This is a genomic window from Chlorogloeopsis fritschii PCC 6912, assembly GCF_000317285.1.
In the GTDB taxonomy this organism is placed as follows: Bacteria; Cyanobacteriota; Cyanobacteriia; order Cyanobacteriales; family Nostocaceae; genus Chlorogloeopsis; species Chlorogloeopsis fritschii.
This window is the reverse complement of sequence record NZ_AJLN01000085.1, coordinates 138,162-159,457: the sequence shown is the minus strand read 5'-3', so window position 1 is coordinate 159,457 and position 21,296 is coordinate 138,162. Positions and strand designations below refer to the sequence as shown.

11 protein-coding genes are annotated in these 21,296 nt (G+C 42.3%); 10 read left to right on the top strand and 1 reads right to left on the bottom strand.

Annotation, left to right across the window (positions count from 1 at the left end):
• Window positions 1–205: 205 nt before the first annotated feature.
• From UYC_RS0117040 to UYC_RS0117020, 5 genes are all read left to right on the top strand, one after another.
• The gene (locus UYC_RS0117040) at window positions 206–6,835 is read left to right on the top strand and encodes a HAMP domain-containing protein (protein WP_016872394.1); all 6,630 of its coding nucleotides are present in this window, start codon (window positions 206–208) and stop codon (window positions 6,833–6,835) included.
• 156 nt (window positions 6,836–6,991) lie between these two features.
• Window positions 6,992–10,669 (top strand): response regulator, encoded by a 3,678-nt coding sequence (locus UYC_RS35595; protein ID WP_016872395.1) that lies wholly within the window; start codon window positions 6,992–6,994, stop codon window positions 10,667–10,669.
• Between the two features lie 334 nt (window positions 10,670–11,003).
• Entirely contained in the window at window positions 11,004–11,828 is an 825-nt protein-coding gene (locus UYC_RS0117030) for a CheR family methyltransferase (protein ID WP_016872396.1), read from the top strand.
• A gap of 264 nt (window positions 11,829–12,092) precedes the next feature.
• Complete coding sequence (locus UYC_RS0117025; RefSeq protein ID WP_016872397.1) at window positions 12,093–12,677, top strand: chemotaxis protein CheB; 585 nt, start codon at window positions 12,093–12,095, stop codon at window positions 12,675–12,677.
• A gap of 173 nt (window positions 12,678–12,850) precedes the next feature.
• A complete protein-coding gene (locus UYC_RS0117020; protein WP_016872398.1) occupies window positions 12,851–15,010 on the top strand; it encodes a hybrid sensor histidine kinase/response regulator in 2,160 nt (719 codons plus the stop codon).
• A gap of 133 nt (window positions 15,011–15,143) precedes the next feature.
• Here the strand turns inward: UYC_RS0117020 and ald are convergent, their stop codons facing one another.
• Entirely contained in the window at window positions 15,144–16,232 is a 1,089-nt protein-coding gene (gene ald, locus UYC_RS0117015; RefSeq protein WP_016872399.1) for an alanine dehydrogenase, read from the bottom strand.
• A 398-nt stretch (window positions 16,233–16,630) separates the two neighbouring features.
• Between ald and UYC_RS37250 the strand changes: the two genes are divergently transcribed.
• The 5 genes from UYC_RS37250 to UYC_RS0116990 all read left to right on the top strand — a co-directional run bounded on the left by UYC_RS37250 (window position 16,631) and on the right by UYC_RS0116990 (window position 21,280).
• A complete protein-coding gene (locus UYC_RS37250; protein WP_016872400.1) occupies window positions 16,631–16,801 on the top strand; it encodes a chlorophyll a/b-binding protein in 171 nt (56 codons plus the stop codon).
• A 613-nt stretch (window positions 16,802–17,414) separates the two neighbouring features.
• Window positions 17,415–17,708, top strand: coding sequence for a hypothetical protein (locus tag UYC_RS0117005; protein WP_026087295.1), 294 nt, complete (start codon window positions 17,415–17,417; stop codon window positions 17,706–17,708).
• Between the two features lie 264 nt (window positions 17,709–17,972).
• On the top strand, window positions 17,973–18,932 hold the full coding sequence (locus UYC_RS0117000; RefSeq protein ID WP_016872402.1) for a WD40 repeat domain-containing protein: 960 nt from the start codon (window positions 17,973–17,975) through the stop codon (window positions 18,930–18,932).
• Between the two features lie 232 nt (window positions 18,933–19,164).
• Window positions 19,165–20,346 (top strand): aldo/keto reductase, encoded by a 1,182-nt coding sequence (locus UYC_RS0116995; protein ID WP_016872403.1) that lies wholly within the window; start codon window positions 19,165–19,167, stop codon window positions 20,344–20,346.
• 142 nt (window positions 20,347–20,488) lie between these two features.
• Window positions 20,489–21,280 (top strand): superoxide dismutase, encoded by a 792-nt coding sequence (locus UYC_RS0116990; RefSeq protein WP_016872404.1) that lies wholly within the window; start codon window positions 20,489–20,491, stop codon window positions 21,278–21,280.
• The last annotated feature ends 16 nt before the right edge of the window (window positions 21,281–21,296 follow it).

Here is a 21,296-nt window from a genome sequence, read left to right as displayed (position 1 = left end):
CTTGTAGATAGATTTATTTATATAGCTAGATCGGATTTTTTTTAATTCGTTATAGTCTATACATCACAACTTGCCCAGCCAACTAACGACAGCAAAGTTTCTTCTGGCGTGACTAAATAGGTTGGTATACCTCTCGTAAGAAAAGCGCAATTGAAACTAATAGTCGGCTTTAGCACTAAGTGTATAAATTTTTGCATTTAACCGTATGCCCACTGAACAGTTAACCAGAGAAAGCGACAATTTAGATTTAAAACAGCTACTGAGAACCTTATCGGCTGTCAAAAAAGGCGACTTTTCAGCGCGGATGCCTATAGACCAAACTGGTATGGCAGGAAAAATTGCCGATACACTCAACGATATTATTGAGCAAAATGAGCGACTGGCAGCAGAGCTACAGCGAATTAGTAACGTTGTTGGTAAAGAAGGCAAAATCTCCGAACGTGCTTCTTTGGGAAATGTACGCGGTTCTTGGTCTGCTTGTGTTGATTCTGTCAATACACTAATTACAGATTTAGTGCAGCCGACAGCGGAAACAGCACGAGTGATCCGAGCCGTTGCGAATGGCGATCTATCCCAAAGGATTGCACCAGAAATTGAAGGCAGACCTCTCAAAGGCGAATTTTACCAAACTGCCCAAATGGTAAATACGATGGTGGATCAGCTCAACGGGTTTGCCAGTGAAGTAACGCGGGTAGCTCGCGAGGTGGGAACTGAAGGAAAACTCGGCGTGCAAGCCCAAGTACCGGGCGTGGCTGGTACTTGGAAGGATTTAACAGACAGCGTGAACTTGATGGCAGGTAACTTGACTGCTCAAGTTCGTAACATTGCTGAAGTAACAACAGCAGTGGCGAATGGCGACCTTTCCAAGAAAATCACCGTTGATGTTAAAGGTGAGATTTTAGAATTGAAGGATACCATCAACACGATGGTGGATCAACTCAATTCTTTTGCTAGTGAAGTAACGCGAGTTGCCCGTGAGGTAGGTATAGAAGGAAAACTCGGCGTGCAAGCAGAAGTGAGGGGTGTTGCTGGCACTTGGCGAGACTTGACTGAATCAGTAAATATGATGGCGGGAAATTTAACCGCTCAAGTCCGTAATATTGCTGAAGTGACGACAGCAGTGGCAAATGGTGACCTTTCTAAGAAAATCACTGTCGATGTCAAGGGCGAGATTTTGGAGTTGAAAAACACCGTTAACATCATGGTGGATCAACTCAACTCCTTTGCTAGTGAGGTAACGCGGGTTGCTCGCGAAGTAGGTGCAGAAGGAAAACTCGGTGGTCAAGCAGAAGTGCGAGGTGTAGCTGGTACATGGAAGGACTTGACTGACAGTGTAAACTTTATGGCTGGCTCTCTGACAGCACAAGTGCGCAACATTGCCGAAGTGACGACAGCAGTGGCAAATGGTGACCTTTCCAAGAAAATTACCGTTGATGTCAAAGGCGAAATTTTGGAGTTAAAGAACACCATTAACACAATGGTGGATCAGCTTAACTCCTTCGCTAGTGAGGTAACGCGAGTTGCCCGCGAGGTGGGAACTGAAGGAAAACTTGGTGTGCAAGCGGAAGTCAGGGGTGTTGCTGGCACTTGGAAGGACTTGACCGACAGTGTGAATATGATGGCTGGAAATTTGACAGGCCAAGTCCGTAATATTGCGGAAGTTGCCACAGCCATTGCCAACGGCGATCTCTCCAAGAAAATTACTGTCGATGTTAAAGGCGAAATTTTTGAACTCAAAAACACCATTAATATCATGGTGGATCAGCTTGGTTCCTTTGCTTCTGAAGTAACGCGGGTTGCACGGGAGGTTGGTTCTGAAGGTAAATTGGGCGTACAAGCAGATGTCAGAGGTGTTGCAGGTACTTGGAAGGACTTGACTGACAGTGTGAACTTTATGGCAGGTTCTCTGACAGCACAGGTACGCAACATTGCCGAAGTGACGACAGCAGTGGCAAATGGTGACCTTTCTAAGAAAATTACTGTCGATGTTAAAGGTGAAATTTTAGAACTCAAAAACACCATTAACACAATGGTGGATCAGCTTAACTCCTTTGCCGGTGAAGTGACGCGGGTTGCTCGCGAAGTGGGTGCAGAAGGCAAGCTGGGCGTGCAAGCGGAAGTGAAGGGTGTAGCAGGTACTTGGAAGGACTTGACTGACAGTGTGAACTTTATGGCAGGTTCTCTGACAGCACAAGTGCGCAACATTGCCGAAGTAACGACAGCGGTGGCAAATGGTGACCTTTCCAAGAAAATTACTGTCGATGTTAAAGGTGAAATTTTGGAGTTGAAAAACACCATTAACACGATGGTGGATCAACTTAGTTCTTTCGCTAGTGAAGTAACGCGGGTTGCCCGTGAGGTGGGAACCGAAGGTAAACTCGGTGTGCAAGCTGAGGTTAAAGGCGTTGCCGGGACATGGAAAGACTTGACCGGTGCAGTAAATATGATGGCGGGTAACCTCACCGATCAGGTGCGGAGTATTGCAGAAGTTGCCACAGCCATTGCTAACGGTGACCTTTCCAAGAAAATTACGGTACAGGTGAAAGGCGAAATTCTGGAGTTGAAAAGCACCATTAATATCATGGTGGATCAGCTCAATTCGTTTGCTTCTGAAGTAACGCGGGTTGCTCGTGAAGTAGGTTCTGAAGGAAAGCTAGGCGTACAAGCAGACGTCAGAGGTGTCGCAGGAACTTGGAAAGATTTAACCGACAGCGTTAACTTTATGGCTGGTTCTCTGACAGCACAGGTGCGCAATATTGCCGCAGTGACAACAGCAGTCGCAAATGGTGACCTTTCTAAGAAAATCACCGTCGATGTTAAAGGTGAAATTTTAGAACTTAAAAACACCATCAACACGATGGTGGATCAACTCAACTCCTTTGCAAGTGAAGTAACGCGAGTTGCACGGGAGGTGGGAACTGAAGGTAAACTTGGCGTGCAAGCAGAAGTCAGGGGTGTTGCTGGCACGTGGAAGGACTTGACCGACAGCGTGAATATGATGGCAGGAAATTTGACATCACAAGTCCGTAATATTGCAGAAGTTGCTACGGCTGTAGCGAATGGTGACCTTTCTAAGAAAATCACTGTTGATGTCAAAGGTGAAATTTTGGAGTTGAAGAACACTATCAATACGATGGTGGATCAGCTCAACTCCTTTGCTAGTGAGGTAACGCGAGTTGCACGGGAGGTGGGAACCGAAGGTAAACTTGGTGTCCAAGCTTATGTGCGGGGTGTGGCTGGCACGTGGAAGGATTTAACCGATAACGTTAACTCGATGGCAGGCAACCTGACGGCACAGGTGCGCAACATTGCTGAAGTGACGAAGGCGGTGGCAAATGGTGACCTCTCGAAGAAGATTACCGTTGATGTTAAAGGTGAAATTTTCGAGTTGAAAAACACTATCAACGTCATGGTAGATCAACTGAGTTCCTTTGCATCAGAAGTAACACGGGTTGCGCGGGAGGTAGGAACTGAAGGTAAACTTGGCGGTCAAGCCCAGGTTCAAGGTGTTGCTGGGACATGGAAAGATTTGACCGACAATGTGAACTCGATGGCGAGTAACTTGACGGCACAGGTACGGGGTATCGCGAAGGTAGTAACGGCAGTTGCCAACGGTGATTTGAAGCGGAAACTGATGCTGGATGCCAAGGGTGAAATCGAGGCTTTGGCAGAAACCATCAATGAAATGATTGATACATTGGCAACTTTTGCTAACCAAGTCACTACTGTGGCGCGGGAAGTGGGGATTGAAGGTAAGTTGGGCGGGCAAGCCAAAGTGCCGGGGGCTGCTGGCACCTGGAAAGATTTGACTGATAACGTGAACGAACTTGCTGCCACACTAACTACCCAGTTGCGGACGATCGCCGAAGTAGCAACTGCCGTTACGAAGGGTGACTTGACACGTTCAATTTCCGTTGAAGCTCAAGGTGAAGTAGCCATCCTCAAAGACAACATCAACCAGATGATTGCCAATCTGCGAGAGACGACGCAGAAAAATACTGAACAAGACTGGTTGAAAACTAACCTGGCTAAGTTCACGCGAATGCTCCAAGGGCAACGCGATTTAGAAACCGTATCCAAACTAATTCTCTCGGAGTTGGCTCCACTGGTGGGCGCATCTCATGGCGTTTTCTACATCATCGAGGCTGCAGAAACTCCAGCATTTTTAAAACTACTCAGCAGCTATGCCTACCGCGAGCGCAAACATCTTGCCAACCGCTTCTACTTGGGTGAAGGCTTGGTGGGACAATGCGCTTTGGAAAAAGAACGCATTCTGCTTACAGAAGTACCGCAAGACTATATCAAAATCAGTTCTGGCTTAGGCGAGGCTACTCCACTCAATGTCGTGGTGCTACCCGTACTATTTGAAGGACAGGTATCGGCGGTAATTGAGCTTGCTTCCTTCCGGCGCTTTAGCGAAATTCACCTGACATTCTTCGACCAACTGACAGAAAGTATAGCGATCGTGTTAAACACCATCGCTGCTAGTATGCGTACCGAAGAACTACTCAAACAGTCGCAGTCTTTAGCAGAAGAATTACAAATTCAGCAAAACGAACTTCGGGAAACCAACAAGCGTTTGGAACAACAAGCTCAAACACTCAAGTCATCCGAGGATTTACTGAAAAACCAGCAAGAAGAATTACAAAAGACTAATGCTGAACTCGAAGAAAAGGCAGAGTTATTAGCACAACAAAATAAAGAAGTTGAGCGCAAAAATTACGAAATTGAACAAGCCAGGCTGTCTTTGGAAGAAAAAGCCGAGCAGTTGGCGCTGTCGTCTAAGTACAAGTCAGAATTTCTGGCGAATATGTCGCACGAATTGCGGACACCACTCAATAGCTTGTTGATTTTAGCTAAATTGCTAACCGAAAACCCTGATGGAAACCTTACCACCAAGCAAGTCGAGTATAGCCGCACGATTTACTCCGCAGGTACCGATTTATTGTCATTAATCAACGACATTTTGGATTTGGCAAAAATTGAATCTGGAACTATGTCAATAGACATGGAGCAAATGCGGTTATCCGACTTACAAGAGCACATAGAACGTAATTTTAGACAATACGCTCAAGACAAAGGACTTAACTTTAGCATTGAAGTAGCTCCAGAATTGCCGAGAACGATTTATACCGATGCCAAACGTCTGCAACAAGTCCTCAAAAACCTATTGGCAAATGCATTTAAATTTACAGAACGTGGCGAGGTAAGCTTGCAGATATTTGCAGCAAAGCAGGGGTGGAGTTCCGATCGCCAAACTTTGAATAACGCTCCTTGGGTGATAGCCTTTGCTGTCAGAGATACAGGTATTGGCATTGCTCCTGAAAAGCAGAAAATTATTTTCGAGGCATTTCAGCAGGCAGATGGTACCACCAGTCGCAAATATGGCGGCACAGGTTTGGGCTTGTCGATTAGTAGAGAAATTACCTACCTACTCGGTGGTGAAATTAAACTTATTAGTTCCCTGGGAGAAGGTAGCACATTTACGCTGTATTTGCCGCAGCCAGGAGGACAAGAGGACAAGGGGACAACCAGACAAGGGGATACGGGAAAACAAGAGGACATGGGGAATATTTCTCTTTCCGCGTCACCGCGTCTAATGCTCTCCGCGTCTTCTTCCCCCACTCCCTTGATTGACGACAGAGACAATATTGCAGAAGGCGATCGCGTACTTTTAATTGTCGAAGACGATGTCAAATTCGCCCGGATCTTGTTGGAGATGGCACGGGAACATGAATTTAAGGGAATTGTCGCCCAAAGTGGCAGTGCAGGTTTAGCTTTAGCAGAGGAATATCAGCCTGCTGCCATTATCCTCGACATTCGCTTGCCGGGAATGGACGGTTGGACGGTACTTGATCGCCTCAAGCACGATCCTAATACTCGTCACATCCCAGTACATATCATGACAGTTGAAGAAGGACGTCAGCGTAGTTTGCAACAAGGAGCGATCGCCTATTTACAAAAGCCGATTAATAGCGAAGTGCTGCACCAAGCATTAACCAAAATCAAAGGTTTTGTGGAACGGCGAGTTAAAAATTTGTTAATCGTAGAAGATGACGAGAATCAACGTCAAAGCATCATAGAACTAATTGGTAACAGCGATGTTGCTACTACTGCTGTGAGTACTGGCAGTGAAGCTCTAAGAGCGATTGCTTCCCAGCATTATGATTGCCTGGTTCTGGATTTAGGACTACCAGACATGGACGGATTTGAGTTGATTGAACAAATCAAATCTTCTCCCAATGGCGAAGCACTTCCGATTGTAATTTACACCGGCAGGGAAATTAACAAGGCACAAGAAACACAACTGCGGCGCTTGGCAGAGACAATCATCGTTAAAGATGTCCGCTCTCCGGAACGTCTTTTCGATGAAACGGCTTTGTTTTTGCACCGCGTGCAAGCCGAATTACCCGCGCCTAAACGCTTAATGCTCGAACAACTGCAAAACACTGATTCTCTACTTGCAGGCAAAAAAGTTCTGATTGTTGATGACGATGTACGTAACATCTTTGCCCTGACTAGTGTGCTGGAGCGTTATCAAATGCAAATTCTGTATGCTGAAAACGGAAATGACGGCATAGAAGTTTTGCAAAACAATCCAGATATCAATGTTGTGCTGATGGATATCATGATGCCAGAAATGGATGGTTACGAAACTACCCGTCGCATCCGTCAAAAAGCTGAATTTAAATCTCTACCGATTATTGCTTTGACTGCTAAAGCCATGCAGGGCGATCGCGAAAAATGTATCGAGGCTGGTGCATCCGATTACATCACAAAGCCTGTAGATACCGAACAATTGCTTTCACTGTTGCGTGTTTGGCTATATCGATAGCTGTATTGTCATCGTTCATAGTTCATACTCGTGAACTATGAACGATATAATTAACTAGAAATATCTATTAATTGGCATTATTGTAATTATCATCATTGGTTATAAATAATTTGCTTAAAAAATAATATAAATATATTTAAAGCTAGCTAATGTTAAATGCTCAAGAATTTAAAAATTGCTACTAAAATAGGTGCAAGCTTTGCATTGGGGTTATCAATTCTTACTGCTTTAGGAATAATTGCATATCGCACTACAAACGACTTAATTGAAACTTCTAGGTGGCAAAGGCATACTTATGAAGTGATAGGAGAATTGGATAATTTAATTGCTAATATCAAAGATGCTGAAGCAGCACAGCGAGGTTACTTAATTACACGAGAAGATATTTACCTAAAACCTTATAAAAATGCGCTTCCATTAATTGAAAAAAATTTTAACTCTCTCCTAAAACTAACAGCAGATAACCCTAGACAACAACAGAGAATTAAGTCGCTCAAGCCAGTAATTGACCAAAGAATAGATAGACTTCAGCAAGGAATTACATTACTGAATAATCAAGGATTTGAAGCTTCAAGGCGATTTGTATTGACGAATCAGGGTAGAGAATTAATGAATCAAATTCGTCAACTAATTGCAGAAATGGAAGCTGAGGAGCGTCAATTATTGCAACAGCGTACTCAGCAGACTCAACTAGCTTCACGACAAGCAATAGAAACTATTACCTATGGTGCTCCTCTAGCTTTTTTACTCTTAACCTTAATTGGCATTTATCTCACCAGAAATATTTCTCTACCCCTGGAAGAAATCTCCAAAGCAGCAGAAAAGTTAGCAGAGGGAGATTTATCTGTCAGTGTATCTGCTGGCAAGCGCCGAGATGAAATTGGGATTTTGGCGCAGACTTTTAACGAGATGATTGCTAATTTACGCTCCTCAAATCTCAAAAATAACGAACAAAACTGGCTTCAATCAAACCTTGCTAAAGTTAGCCGGATGTTGCAAGGACAGAGAAATCTGGAAACTGTGGCAAGAATGATTTTACAAGAGCTAGCGCCATTGGTAGGCGCACAACAAGGCGTTTTCTACTTAATGGATTCTGAAGGCGAACAACCTGTACTGAAGCTGTTGAGTAGCTATGCTTACCAAGAACGTAAACAGCTATCGAATAGATTCCGCTTGGGAGAAGGGCTGGTAGGACAATGTGCCCTTGAAAAACAAAAAATTATACTAACAGATGTTCCGAGCGACTATATCAAAATAAGTTCTGGATTGGGGGAAGCCAAGCCACTAAATATTATTGTCTTGCCTGTTCTATTTGAAAAACAGGTAATAGCAGTAATTGAACTCGCATCTTTTCAAAAATTTAGCGATTTGCATTTAAATTTTTTAGATCAAGTTAGTGAAACTATTGGTATAGTCCTGAATGCGATCGCTGCTGATAACCGCACCCAACAGCTGCTGCAAGAATCCCAAATTTTGGCACAACAGCTACAAATTCGCCAACAACAACTGCAAGAAACCAACGAGCGCTTGGAACAACAAGCCCAACAATTGCAAGCATCAGAAGAACTCTTAAGACAACAACAGCAAGAACTGCAACAATCGAACGAAGAATTGGAGCAACTCAATGCAGAGTTAGAAGAAAAGGCAGAATTGCTATCTACAAAAAACGAAGAAGTAGAACGCAAAAATCAAGAAGTTGAACAAGCAAGGCTGTCTTTGCAAGAAAAAGCCGAGCAGTTGGAACTTTCTTCTAAATACAAGTCAGAGTTTTTGGCGAATATGTCCCATGAATTGCGGACACCACTCAACAGCTTGTTGATTTTGGCAAAAATGCTCACAGACAATGTTGATGGTAATCTGAGCGATAAACAAGTTGAGTATAGCCGCACGATTTACGCTGCTGGTAACGATTTATTGTCGTTAATAAATGACATTTTAGATTTGGCAAAAATTGAATCTGGAACTATGTCAATTGACATAAATCCGATCCAGTTGTTTGATTTGCGCGATTATCTAGAACGTAATTTTAGGCAATTTGCTCAAGACAAAGGACTAAATTTCTCAATTGAGCTATCTCCAGAACTACCAAAAACAATTTACACTGATGCCAAACGCCTGCAACAAATTCTGAAAAATTTACTATCAAACGCGATTAAATTTACAGAACGTGGTGAGGTACGCTTGCGAGTATTTGTTGCCAAACAAGGATGGAGTTCAAATCACGAAAGTTTGAATAGTGCTGAGACTGTCATAGCTTTTGCTGTCAAAGATACAGGTATTGGTATTGCCCCGGAAAAGCAGAAACTTATTTTTGACGCATTTCAGCAGGCAGATGGTACTACCAGTCGCAAATATGGTGGTACAGGATTGGGTTTGTCGATAAGCCGGGAAATTTCCCGGCTTTTAGATGGGGAAATCACCTTAGAAAGCAATCCGGGAGAAGGTAGCACGTTTACGCTGTATTTGCCGCAGTCGGGAGGACAAGAGGACAAGGGGACAAGGAGACAAGGGGATACGAGAAAACAAGAGGAGACTCTGACACGGGGACGCGGGGACACGGAGAATATTTTTAATAATCTTTCCGCGTCACCGCGTCTCATGCTCTCCGCGTCTTCTTCCCAGTCTCCCCTAATTGACGACAGAGACAATATCGCAGAAGGCGATCGCGTACTTTTAATTGTCGAAGACGATGTTAAATTCGCCCGGATCTTGTTGGAGATGGCACGGGAACACGAATTTAAGGGTATTGTAGCCCAAAGTGGTAGTACAGGATTAGCGCTGGCATCCGAGTACCAGCCTGCTGCGATCATTCTCGATGTTCGCCTGCCAGAAATGGACGGTTGGACGGTACTTGATCGCCTCAAGCACAATCCCCATACACGTCACATCCCAGTACATATCATGACAGTTGAAGAAGGACGTCAGCGTAGTTTGCAACAAGGAGCGATCGCCTATTTACAAAAGCCGATTAGTAGCGAAGTGCTGCAACAAGCATTAACCAAAATCAAAGGTTTTGTGGAACGGCGAGTTAAAAATTTGCTGATTGTCGAAGATGACGAAAATCAACGTCAAAGCATTATAGAACTAATTGGTAACAGCGATGTAGTTACTACTGCTGTGAGTACTGGCAGTGAAGCTCTAAGAGCGATTGCTTCCCAGCATTATGATTGCCTTGTTCTGGATTTAGGACTACCAGATATGAGTGGATTTGAGTTGATTGAACAAATCAAATCTTCTTCTGATGGTGAAGCACTACCTGTTATCGTCTATACTGCCAGAGAACTGACTAGGGCACAAGAAACACAACTGAGGCGCTTGGCAGAGACAATCATCGTTAAAGATGTCCGCTCTCCGGAACGTCTTTTCGATGAAACGGCTTTGTTTTTGCACCGCGTGCAAGCTCAATTGCCCGTGCCCAAACGCTTAATGCTCGAACAACTGCAAAACTCTGACTCTCTACTGGCAGGCAAAAAAGTTCTGATTGTTGATGACGATGTACGTAACATCTTTGCCCTGACTAGTGTGCTGGAGCGTTATCAAATGCAAATTCTGTATGCTGAAAACGGAAATGACGGCATAGAAGTTTTGCAAAACAATCCAGATATCAATGTTGTGCTGATGGATATCATGATGCCAGAAATGGATGGTTATGAAACTACCCGTCGCATCCGTCAAAAAGCTGAATTTAAATCCCTACCGATTATTGCTTTGACTGCTAAAGCCATGCAAGGCGATCGCGAAAAATGTATCGAGGCTGGTGCATCCGATTACATTACAAAGCCTGTAGATACCGAACAGTTGCTTTCACTGCTGCGTGTTTGGCTATATCGATAAGGTTAAAACCTCAGGTAGAGGTATTAGTGATGATTTCTGATTTGTAGATGGATGCAGGATTTAACACTTTCATTCTATAAAAAATAATAGCCAACACAGTTTCTCTAAATACTTGTACTTAAATATCCCTCTATTTGGAAAGGAGATTTTAAGTTTCCTTCAATCAAGAGGGAATGTAATAGGCTGCAAAGTCAAGGAGGATGGTAATATCGCCATTTAATTGTGATACTTCAAATTTAGTGAGCAAGAGGTAAAGCCTCTATATAGTGATTAATTTTTTCAACAGATTTACAACCAAAAAATGAGGCATCTTCTTGTGGATTTAAGAAATATTATGGAGAGAGAACAACTCGAAGATATAGAAATTCAATTGCTCTTAGAAGGTGTATACCGTTATCACGGATTTGATTTTAGAAATTATGCCTTAGCTTCACTGAAACGCCGGATCTGGAATATGATTCATAACGAAGGCTTAACTACCATATCCGGTTTACAAGAAAAAATCCTTCACGATCGCGAATACCTGGAAAGATTTTTGTTCAATCTTTCAGTTAATGTTACAACGATGTTTAGAGACCCTGATTTTTTTCTCACCTTTAGACAAAAAGTTGTACCAATACTGAGAACTTATCCTTTTATTCGCATTTGGCACGCTGGTTGCTCTACTGGTGAAGAAGTTTATTCTATGGCGATTTTGCTCAAAGAAGAAGGTCTTTATCACCGTTCGCGGTTATACGCTACAGATATTAACGATACTGTATTACGTAAAGCAAAATCTGGAATTTTTTCTCTAAAATTAATGCAAGAATATACCGCTAATTATATAAAAGCAGGAGGAAAAACATCTTTTTCAGAATATTATACTGCTGCGTATGGTAACGCTATTTTTTCATCAGAACTCAAAGAAAATATTGTTTTTTCATTGCACAATTTGGCAACTGATAATTCTTTTAATGAATTTAATGTGATTTTTTGTCGAAATGTTTTAATATATTTTAATAAAGCATTACAAAGTCGAGTTCATACACTTTTATACGATAGTTTAGTTAGATTAGGAGTTTTAGGCTTAGGGCGTCAAGAATCAATTAAGTTTACACCTCACGAAAAAGACTATGAGCAGATAGTAGGTAGTGAAAAGCTTTACCGCAAAATGGGCTAGGGGTTAGTGGCTAATAGCTAATGGTTAATGGCAATGAACAATTAACAATTCAGTACGGGCGGGTTTAAAAGATAAATTGTCGGTTCTAACCCAAAGTTAATCAAGAAAACTCGCACGGCAGTCGCTACAACGGAGGAGCCACTGCGGTGGACGGGTTTCCCGGCATAAAGCATGTGGCGTGGAGCCGGAGACGTTTTTGTTAGCTCCTCTTAACCTCCAAGGGCGCGCTGCCTCCCCTACTAACTACTAACCAGTAACAAGATTATGACGTTTAAACTGATTGCGATCGGTACTTCATTTGGTGGATTGAACGCTCTGCAAGTGATATTATCAGACTTGCCTGAAAACTTCCCAGTACCTATAGCTGTTGTTCAACATCGTCATAAAGATTCTGATTGCAGGCTAAGAGCTTTATTGCAGAATTACACCAATTTAAGTGTCAAAGAGGCGGAAGATAAAGAAGAAATTTTACCCGGTTCGGTATATTTAGCACCAGCTGATTATCATTTGCTGATAGAAAATAAAGATAAAACCGTAAGCTATGCTTATTTTACTCTCTCTACCGATGCTCCCGTCACTTACGCACGACCATCAATTGACGTACTTTTTGAAACAGCGGCTGATGCCTATGCCGAGAAAGTTATTGGCGTTCTATTGACAGGAGCCAATCAAGATGGTGTGCAAGGATTGGCAAAAATCAAAGCACGGGGTGGTTTGACCATAGCAGAGGAACCATCCACAGCCTTTTGTCCAGTTATGCCCGCGGCTGCTATCACCGCTGGAGTTGTAGACAAAATTTTACCATTAGAGTATATCGCATTGTTCTTAGTAAATATTTGCAATCTTTGAATTGCAAACTTTTTTACCTTAATATTTGTATTCTGATAACCTATAAACTATTGATATTAGTAGAAAAATAAATCTATAACTTAAGATAGTGTGAACAGAGCCAGCTAAAACGTCAAAGTCAATAACAAAGACACCAAAACCGTTTGGTCTATTTCTAAAAGCGTACAGTCGAAATGTCATTTGAACCGAAAGTCAATGTTCTGTTGGTAGACGATCATCCAGAAAACTTGCTAGCCCTGGAGGCAATTTTAGATAGCCTCGGTCAAAATTTAGTAAGGGCTACTTCAGGTGCAGAAGCCTTACGACATTTGCTCAATCAGGATTTTGCCGTGATACTGCTTGATGTGCAGATGCCAGATATGGACGGGTTCGAGACAGCAGCGCTGATTCGACAACGAGAGCGATCGCGTTACACACCAATTATTTTCGTCACGGCTTTCAACACCAGTGATAATATGGTGTATAAAGGGTACTCTCTTGGTGCAGTAGATTACTTATTCAAACCAATTGAGCCAGAAATTTTAAAATCTAAGGTGGCAGCATTTATTGATTTATTTCAGAAAACTGCCGAGGTGAAGCGCCAAGCCTTACAACTATCGGCAATGAATGCTGAACTTAGAAAACGCGAAGAGATGTTTCGCTCTTTGAGCGCTTGCTCACCTGTTGGTATTTTCCTTGCAGATAAATTAGGTAAATGCACTTATGTTAATCCCTGCTACCAAGCTATTTTTGGTTTGACAACCCAGGAAAACTTTGACGAGGCTTGGACACAAAGAATTCATGCCGAGGACAAAGAACAGATTGTTTCCGACTGGTATACTGCTGCTACAGAGGGTCGAGAATATAAAGGCGAATTTCGCATCCTCACCCCGGAAGCAAATGAGCGTTGGGTTTACCTATCTTCATCCCCAATGCTTTCAGAAGAAGGTAGCGTCATCGGATTTGTCGGTACAGTAGAAGATTCTACTGATCGCAAAAAAGCTGAAGAAGATCACATCAAACTGATCCGCGAACAAACAGCACGACAAGAAGCAGAAACAGCAAATCGCCTCAAAGATGAATTTTTAGCAACCCTCTCCCACGAACTCCGCACACCCCTAACTTCCATACTTGGTTGGGCAAGACTACTGCGTCAGCGAAAATTGGATGAAAAAGCGATCGCCCGTGCCATAGAAACAATCGAGCGTAATGCAACTTTACAAGCACAACTAATAGAAGATATTTTAGATGTCTCGCGAATTATGCGAGGCAAGTTAAATCTAAATATCTGTCCAGTAAATCTGGAAACTATTATTTCAACAGTCGCCAACGGCGCACATTTAGAAGCAGAAGCGAAAAATATTCAACTTGAGTGCTTCATTGAAACCAGCCAAGTAGAAGAAACGGAGATAGAAGAACAAAAAGATGCCCAGACACAAACATTCTCTCCATCAGAGCGTCTTCCCTTTCCCCCCCATTCTTTAATCGTCTCAGGAGATTCCAACCGCTTGCAACAAGTGGTATGGAATTTGCTTAACAATGCCATTAAGTTTACACCTAGTGGCGGCAGAATAGAGGTGCGATTGTCACGGGCTAGCTCCCCAATCCCCAATTATGCTCAAATTACTGTAAAAGATACAGGTATTGGTATTAGCCCAGATTTTCTTCCCCATGTTTTTGATCGCTTTCGTCAAGCAGATGGTAGTATAACGAGAAACCACGGTGGATTAGGGCTGGGCTTGGCGATCGTGCGTTATTTAGTAGAAATGCATGGTGGAAGCGTTCATGCTGATAGCCCAGGAGTAGGGCAGGGAGCTACTTTTACTGTCAAACTGCCTTTATCAGAAACAGGTATACAACAAAAGACGGGGGAAAATAGGGAGGAGAAGGAATGGGGCGATCGCTCAAAAAATCCTAGCTCATCTCCTCACCAGGCAAAATCTCTCTGTTCTTCTGATTCACCTCTTGATGGTTTGCAGGTACTACTAGTAGATGATGATACTGATACGCGAGAGCATATCTGCAACTTATTGCAAGAATCTGGAGCAAAAGTAACAGCTGCCGCTTCGGTTAGTTTCGCACTTTCAGCTATGGACAAATCACAACCAGATATCCTAATCGGTGACATCTGCCTGTTAGAAAAAGACGACTACACCCTGCTCCAGAAACTAAGAAATTTGCAACCACAAAAAGAAAGACAAATACCAGCTATTGCACTCTTCACCGATCCCAAGCCGCAAAGTTCTCGCCAAATCCTAGAATTAGGCTGCCAAATCTATATATCCAAGCCAGTTGAACCAACCAATTTGATTAGTTCTGTGGCAAAACTGGTGCAAGGCAATTGTATTGTCTGAGAAAATTAGTTAGTGGATAGTGGTAATAGTTAATAGCTAATGGCAATTAACCACTGTACGGGCGGGTTTAAAAGATAAATTATCTGTTTTGAGTCAAAGATAATCAGCAAAACCCGCCCCTACGAACTATCCGCTAAACCAAATCCGGAAATACCTCAGCTACAGCAGGATGTACTAAGCGATGATTCTGCACGTTCACCCCCTTAGCCAAAGCTGGGTTATTTTTTAATGCTTCCAAACCCTGATTTGCTAATTGCAACACGTATGGTAAAGTACTGTTGTTAAGAGCTTGAGTTGCTGTCCAAGGAACTGCCCCTGGCATATTGGGAACACCATAATGTACAACACCCTCTTCGATGTAGACTGGTTGAGTATGAGATGTAGCATGTAAGGTTTCCACACAACCACCTTGATCTACTGCCACATCAACAATGACTGAACCAGAACGCATTTGTTTTACCAAATTGCGATTGACGAGGATCGGTGCTCTACGTCCTGGCAATAAAACCGCACCAATCAGTAAATCTGCTTGGGCAACGGTTGCTTCAATATTGGCAGAGTTGCTATAAAGCAGTTCCACTCTCGAACCAAATAAAGTTTCCAAATAACCCAAACGTTCTATATTCACATCTAAAATCTGAACACTCGCTCCCATTCCAACAGCGATTTTCGCAGCTTCTGTTCCAACTACTCCTCCGCCTAAAATTACCACTTTACCAGGGCTGACTCCAGGAACACCCCCTAAAAGAACACCTCTACCACCTTGTTGACGTTCTAAAAACCTTGCTCCAAATTGCACTGCCAATCTCCCAGCAACAATGCTCATTGGTGTCAGCAGGGGTAATTTGTTAGCTCCGTCTTGTTCAACTGTTTCGTAGGCGATCGCGCAGACGCCACAATCAATCAAGTGTTCTGTCAATTTTCGGTCGGCAGCTAAGTGCAAATATGTAAAAAGTATTTGTCCTTTTTGCAAGAATTTATACTCTATAGCCTGTGGTTCTTTAACTTTGATGACTAAATCTCGATTCCAAGCTGCTTCCGAAGTCTGGACAATTTCTGCGCCAACACTTCTGTAATCATCATCTGTAAATCCAGCACCTACACCCGCTTGAGTTTCTACAAAAATGGCATGACCATTTTCTTTTAAGACTCTAGCGCTAGAAGGACTTAACCCAACTCGAAACTCTTGATCCTTAGTTTCTTTGGGAACACCTATTTCCATTTACAGCCTCTAAAATAATATTTGTTTAGCTTTAGTTTGTCAGTCTCATCTTTGTGATTTTGAATCAGAGACTACGAAAATTACCCGATATCCAGTTCTACAAATAATTAGCAATTAGTAACTTCAGCATAACTGTCCAGCCGCTTTTTTGCCCTCTACCTCATGCCTTCTATCTTTCGGTACAACTATATATTGCGTTTTTCAAATTAGGTATTGGCTAGCCCTGACATTGCCCAAATATACTTCCAACAATTACCCTTGACGATTTCCAGAGTCTCTCTAAAATATATTAAGAATAGTAAATAATTGTAAAAGCGGCAATTGGGCTGCACAGTTCAAAATATATTGCCAGCAAAGCGCTGATTAGTTTTCACTTCTTGATAGAGGTTTTTGAAATGATGACACAACCACAGCCAAGCGTAACTCCAAAGCTAGAAGAACCAAAATTTGGATTTAATGAATATGCCGAGCGTTTAAATGGTAGAGCTGCGATGATCGGCTTTATTATTATGGTAGTGATTGAATATGTCACTGACCAAGGGGTTTTATCGTGGCTTGGTCTGAAATAGGATAAGCAATTAGTACAAGTCTAGTTTTAGCGATCGCTAACTATCCTTAAGGTGGGCACTGTCCACAACCTCAAAATAAGGATTTGAGGAAAGCAAGGAAGTGCCCACCCTACAAAAAATTCTGATACAAATTAGGATTAGCAATTAATACAAGTCTAACTATAGCGATCGCTAACTATCCTTAAGGTGGGCACTGTCCACAACCTCAAAATAAGGATTTGAGGAAAGCAAGGAAGTGCCCACCCTACAAAAAATTCTGATACAAATTAGGATTAGCAATTAATACAAGTCTAACTATAGCGATCGCCAACTATCTGTAAGGTGGAGAGAAGTCTGTGCGGAGGTTTCCTCCGTAAGCATTGCTCTTCCACAAGGAGGCTTAGAACTTCGGAGTACTGTCTACAACCTAAAAATAAGGGTTTGAGAAAAGCAAGGAAGTGCCCACTCTACAAAATTGATTGTACAGCGGATTTGGAAAGCTGTATTAATGTTATCGTTTAGGCAAGAAAACTATAATATGATAGAGGCTCTTCTAAATAGAGTGCCAATTGCGGATGTAAAGAATCTCGGTAAATTTAAACAATCAGGTGAACTTAAAATAAACCAAGCTGTGATGAATGCTGTATTGCCTCGTGTTTTAAAATCAGCCTACCGGAAAGAACCGCTAATTAGTGTCTTGATTACGATGGGCGTAGTAGATGCGATCATTGGTGGATTCGACGATAGCTGGTCATTGTTCGCTTTTGGCTTGGGAACAGCAGGGGTAACGCTCTTATTTAAGGTATGGCGTAGCCAACAGCGCCGCCCTATTCCAGAGGAGCCTGTAGTGCAACATTACTTGCCCTCCCGCTCTTCCACTCCGACTTTACCAATGCTGACTATTACTAAGAAAAAACCACCCCAGTAAATATTAGATTTGAAATTTTAGATTAGGAATTGGGGAACTATAAATACATCGTCAAATACCTGCATCTGTAAGTTGTAGGTGAATTTTTTCGTGCCAAACAACCGAAAGATATGTATTAGATGATCGCACTTTATGCGGGGATGGTGACTCCGTCGTGCGCACATCCCGAACGCCCCAATCCTAAAATTTATGAATAATTGTCAGTATAAATTCTGCCATCACAGCACAATTGGCTTAGTAATTAGCATAGCAAGCACTCTTTGCGTGTCCATACCAATTGCGACCAATGCAGCGATTGAAGTTAAAACTAATCCCTTAACAACCAAACATCTTGCCCATTATCAGTTAGCTTACACTCTTAAAGGGCATTCTGGAACAGTTAAATCTCTCACCTTTAGCCCCAATAGCCAAATTCTTGTAAGCGGTGGCGCAGAAAATGATGGTGTGATTCGCCTGTGGAGCACAAAAACTGGTAAGCGAATTGGAATTATTCGTAAAGCCCACAAAACAACTGTGGAATCCTTAGCGATTTCTCCTGATGGTAAAACCCTAGCTAGCTGTAGTAATGACAACACAATCAATCTTTGGAATCTTAAAACTCATAATTTCAACCGTTCTTTGCTAGGACATAGTAGTAATGTCTTATCGCTAGCTATTACCCCCAACGGAAAAGTTCTAGCAAGCGCGGGTTTAGACGGAATAAAATTGTGGGATTTTATACAACAGCGTCCCTTAGCTACTCTGGTACGCTTTGATAATATCATCTCAGGAATGGCGATTAGTCCTGATGGTCAAATATTAGTAAGCGGTGACAATCAAGGGGTAATTAAAGTGTGGGATTTGAATTCTGGCAAAGTAATCAGTAAATTTGTTGCTCACACTGATACAGTTACTGCTCTCGCTTTGACACCAGATAGTCAGACTTTAGTGACTGCCAGTCGCGATCACACCATTAAAATCTGGAAAGTGAATACAGGGGAGATACTCCATTTCTTAACAGCCCATAACAACTGGGTGAACGCTATTGCCATCAACCCAGATGGACATACCCTAGCTAGTGCTGGTAGAGATGGTATCAAGCTATGGGATTTAACCACAGGAAAATTATTAAATACACTCAACGAGCATTCCGATTGGGTGAGTGCGATCGCTTTTAGCCCTGATGGCAAAGTACTTGCTAGTGGTAGCTACGACAAAAAAATTAAGCTTTGGCGCATTCTATGAGATGTCCATGCTTGAGTCATAAAACTTTAACAATATCCTGCTAATTTCATCAATTTGCTAAGGTTTCTTAATATTTAACACTTTCTTAAGATTTAGCAGATAAGATTCTAGATTAACCGACAATGCTAATGATGCCCCAGCTAGAATTCTAGCCGGGGCTTTGCTTTGTCAAGAGGAGTTAAAATTTATAGGTATTGAGTGAAAAGTTTAAAAATTGTAACGCGTGTAGTGGATGCTATACAGAAGATTTGGTCGCACAGAATTACAAATGCCTGTGTTTTCCTGCGGGGGGATGAGATACCAATATAAATGGCAAGATGTACCGCAGTGGCAAATTCCCAAACATAGCCAGGAAAATCTGGAAGCGACTATTAGACGCGCAATAGAAGTAGGCATCAATCACATCGAAACTGCCCGTGGCTATGGAACTTCGGAGATGCAGTTAGGGCGAATTTTGCCCAAGTTCCCCCGCGAACAGCTAATCGTACAGACGAAAGTAAGTCCGAAAGCAGATGCTAAAGAATTTCAACGTGACTTTGAAAAATCACTACGAAACCTGCGGCTAGATTACGTGGACTTACTGGGAGTACACGGTATCAATAATACTGAATTGTTAAACTACAGCATTCGTCCGGGTGGTTGTCTAGAAGTAGCAAGAAAACTGCAAGCACAAGGTAAAGTTAGATTTATTGGCTTTTCCACTCACGGGGCGACAGATACTATTATTGAGACAATTAATACCAACCAATTTGATTATATTAATCTGCATTGGTATTACATTAATCAAAATAATTGGCCTGCCATTGAAGCTGCCACCCAGCATGATATGGGAGTATTTATCATTAGTCCATCTGATAAAGGTGGAAAGTTATACGATCCGCCACAAAAGTTAGTTAAGCTTTGTGCTCCCTTAAGTCCGATGGTGTTTAACGATCTATTTTGTTTGAGTCATTCTCAAGTGCATACTCTCAGCTTAGGTGCAGCAAAACCAACAGACTTCGACGAACATCTGAAAACTTTAGAGTTGTTGGATCATGCCTCAAGTATTTTGCCACCGATTTTGGCACGATTAGAGGAACAAGCCATAGCAACTTTGGGAGAAGACTGGGTTAAAACTTGGCACGTCAATTTGCCCACCTATAAAGAAACGCCCGGACAAGTTAATATTCCTGTAATTTTGTGGCTGAGAAATTTAGCGATCGCCTACGATCTGGTTGATTATGCAAAAATGCGCTACAACCTACTTGGTAATGGCGGTCACTGGCTTCCTGGTAATCAAGCAGACAAAATAGATAAACTAGACTTGCGAAAATGTCTTGCTCGCAGCCCCCATGCTGACAAAATTCCCCGCTTACTTGCACAAGCACATCAGCTTTTAGGTGGTGAAGCAGTACAGCGCTTGTCACGAAGCTAGTTAACATATTAACTCTTGTAAAGTTTAAAGATGTGATTAATTAATCGCATCTGCGTCCGAAATATCTATGAATCGGTGAGTTTATCTAAGAAAATAAAAACTGCAAACAAATTTCACCGATTTATTGGTTTCGTTGGCTAACATGACTCTTAATCGTCGGCATTTCTTATTTTTACTTGGAGCAAGTGCTAGTGCTGCTGCCTTCTATGGTTGTACTTCGACAGAGGGTAATTCGGCTGCCACCTCAGCAACTACTGCTACTTCTAACTTAGCTACTACCACTACTGAATCAACTACAACTATTGCAAGCAGTGTAGGAGAGGTTAAACTTCCACCTTTGCCTTATACACCTACAGCTTTAGAACCATACGTAGATGCAGCTACAATGCGCATTCATCATGGTAAACACCATGCTACTTACGTCAAAAATTTGAATGCAGCATTAGACAAGTATCCACAGCTCAAAAATAGAAGTGTTGAAGATTTATTACGTAACCTCAATAGCGTGCCAGAAGACATTCGCACAGCAGTACGCAATAATGGTGGTGGTCATGTAAACCACTCGATGTTTTGGAGAATCATGAAACCAAAGGGTGGTGGAGAGCCAACAGGAGCGATCGCATCTGCAATTAAACAAAACTTTGGCAGTTTTGAAAATTTTAAAAAGCAGTTTAATGAAGCTGGTACCAAGCGTTTCGGTAGTGGTTGGGTTTGGCTTGTTCGCAACCCAAATGGCAGGCTTGAGATTATGACTACAGGCAATCAAGATACTCCCCTCAGTGAAGGCAAATATCCAATCATGGGTAATGACGTGTGGGAGCACGCCTATTATCTGAAGTACCAAAACCGCCGTGCCGACTATTTAAATGCTTGGTGGAATGTTGTGAATTGGGATGAGATTAACAGGCGTTTTGCAGATGCCCAAAAAGCTTAGAAAGCTAATTAACCAG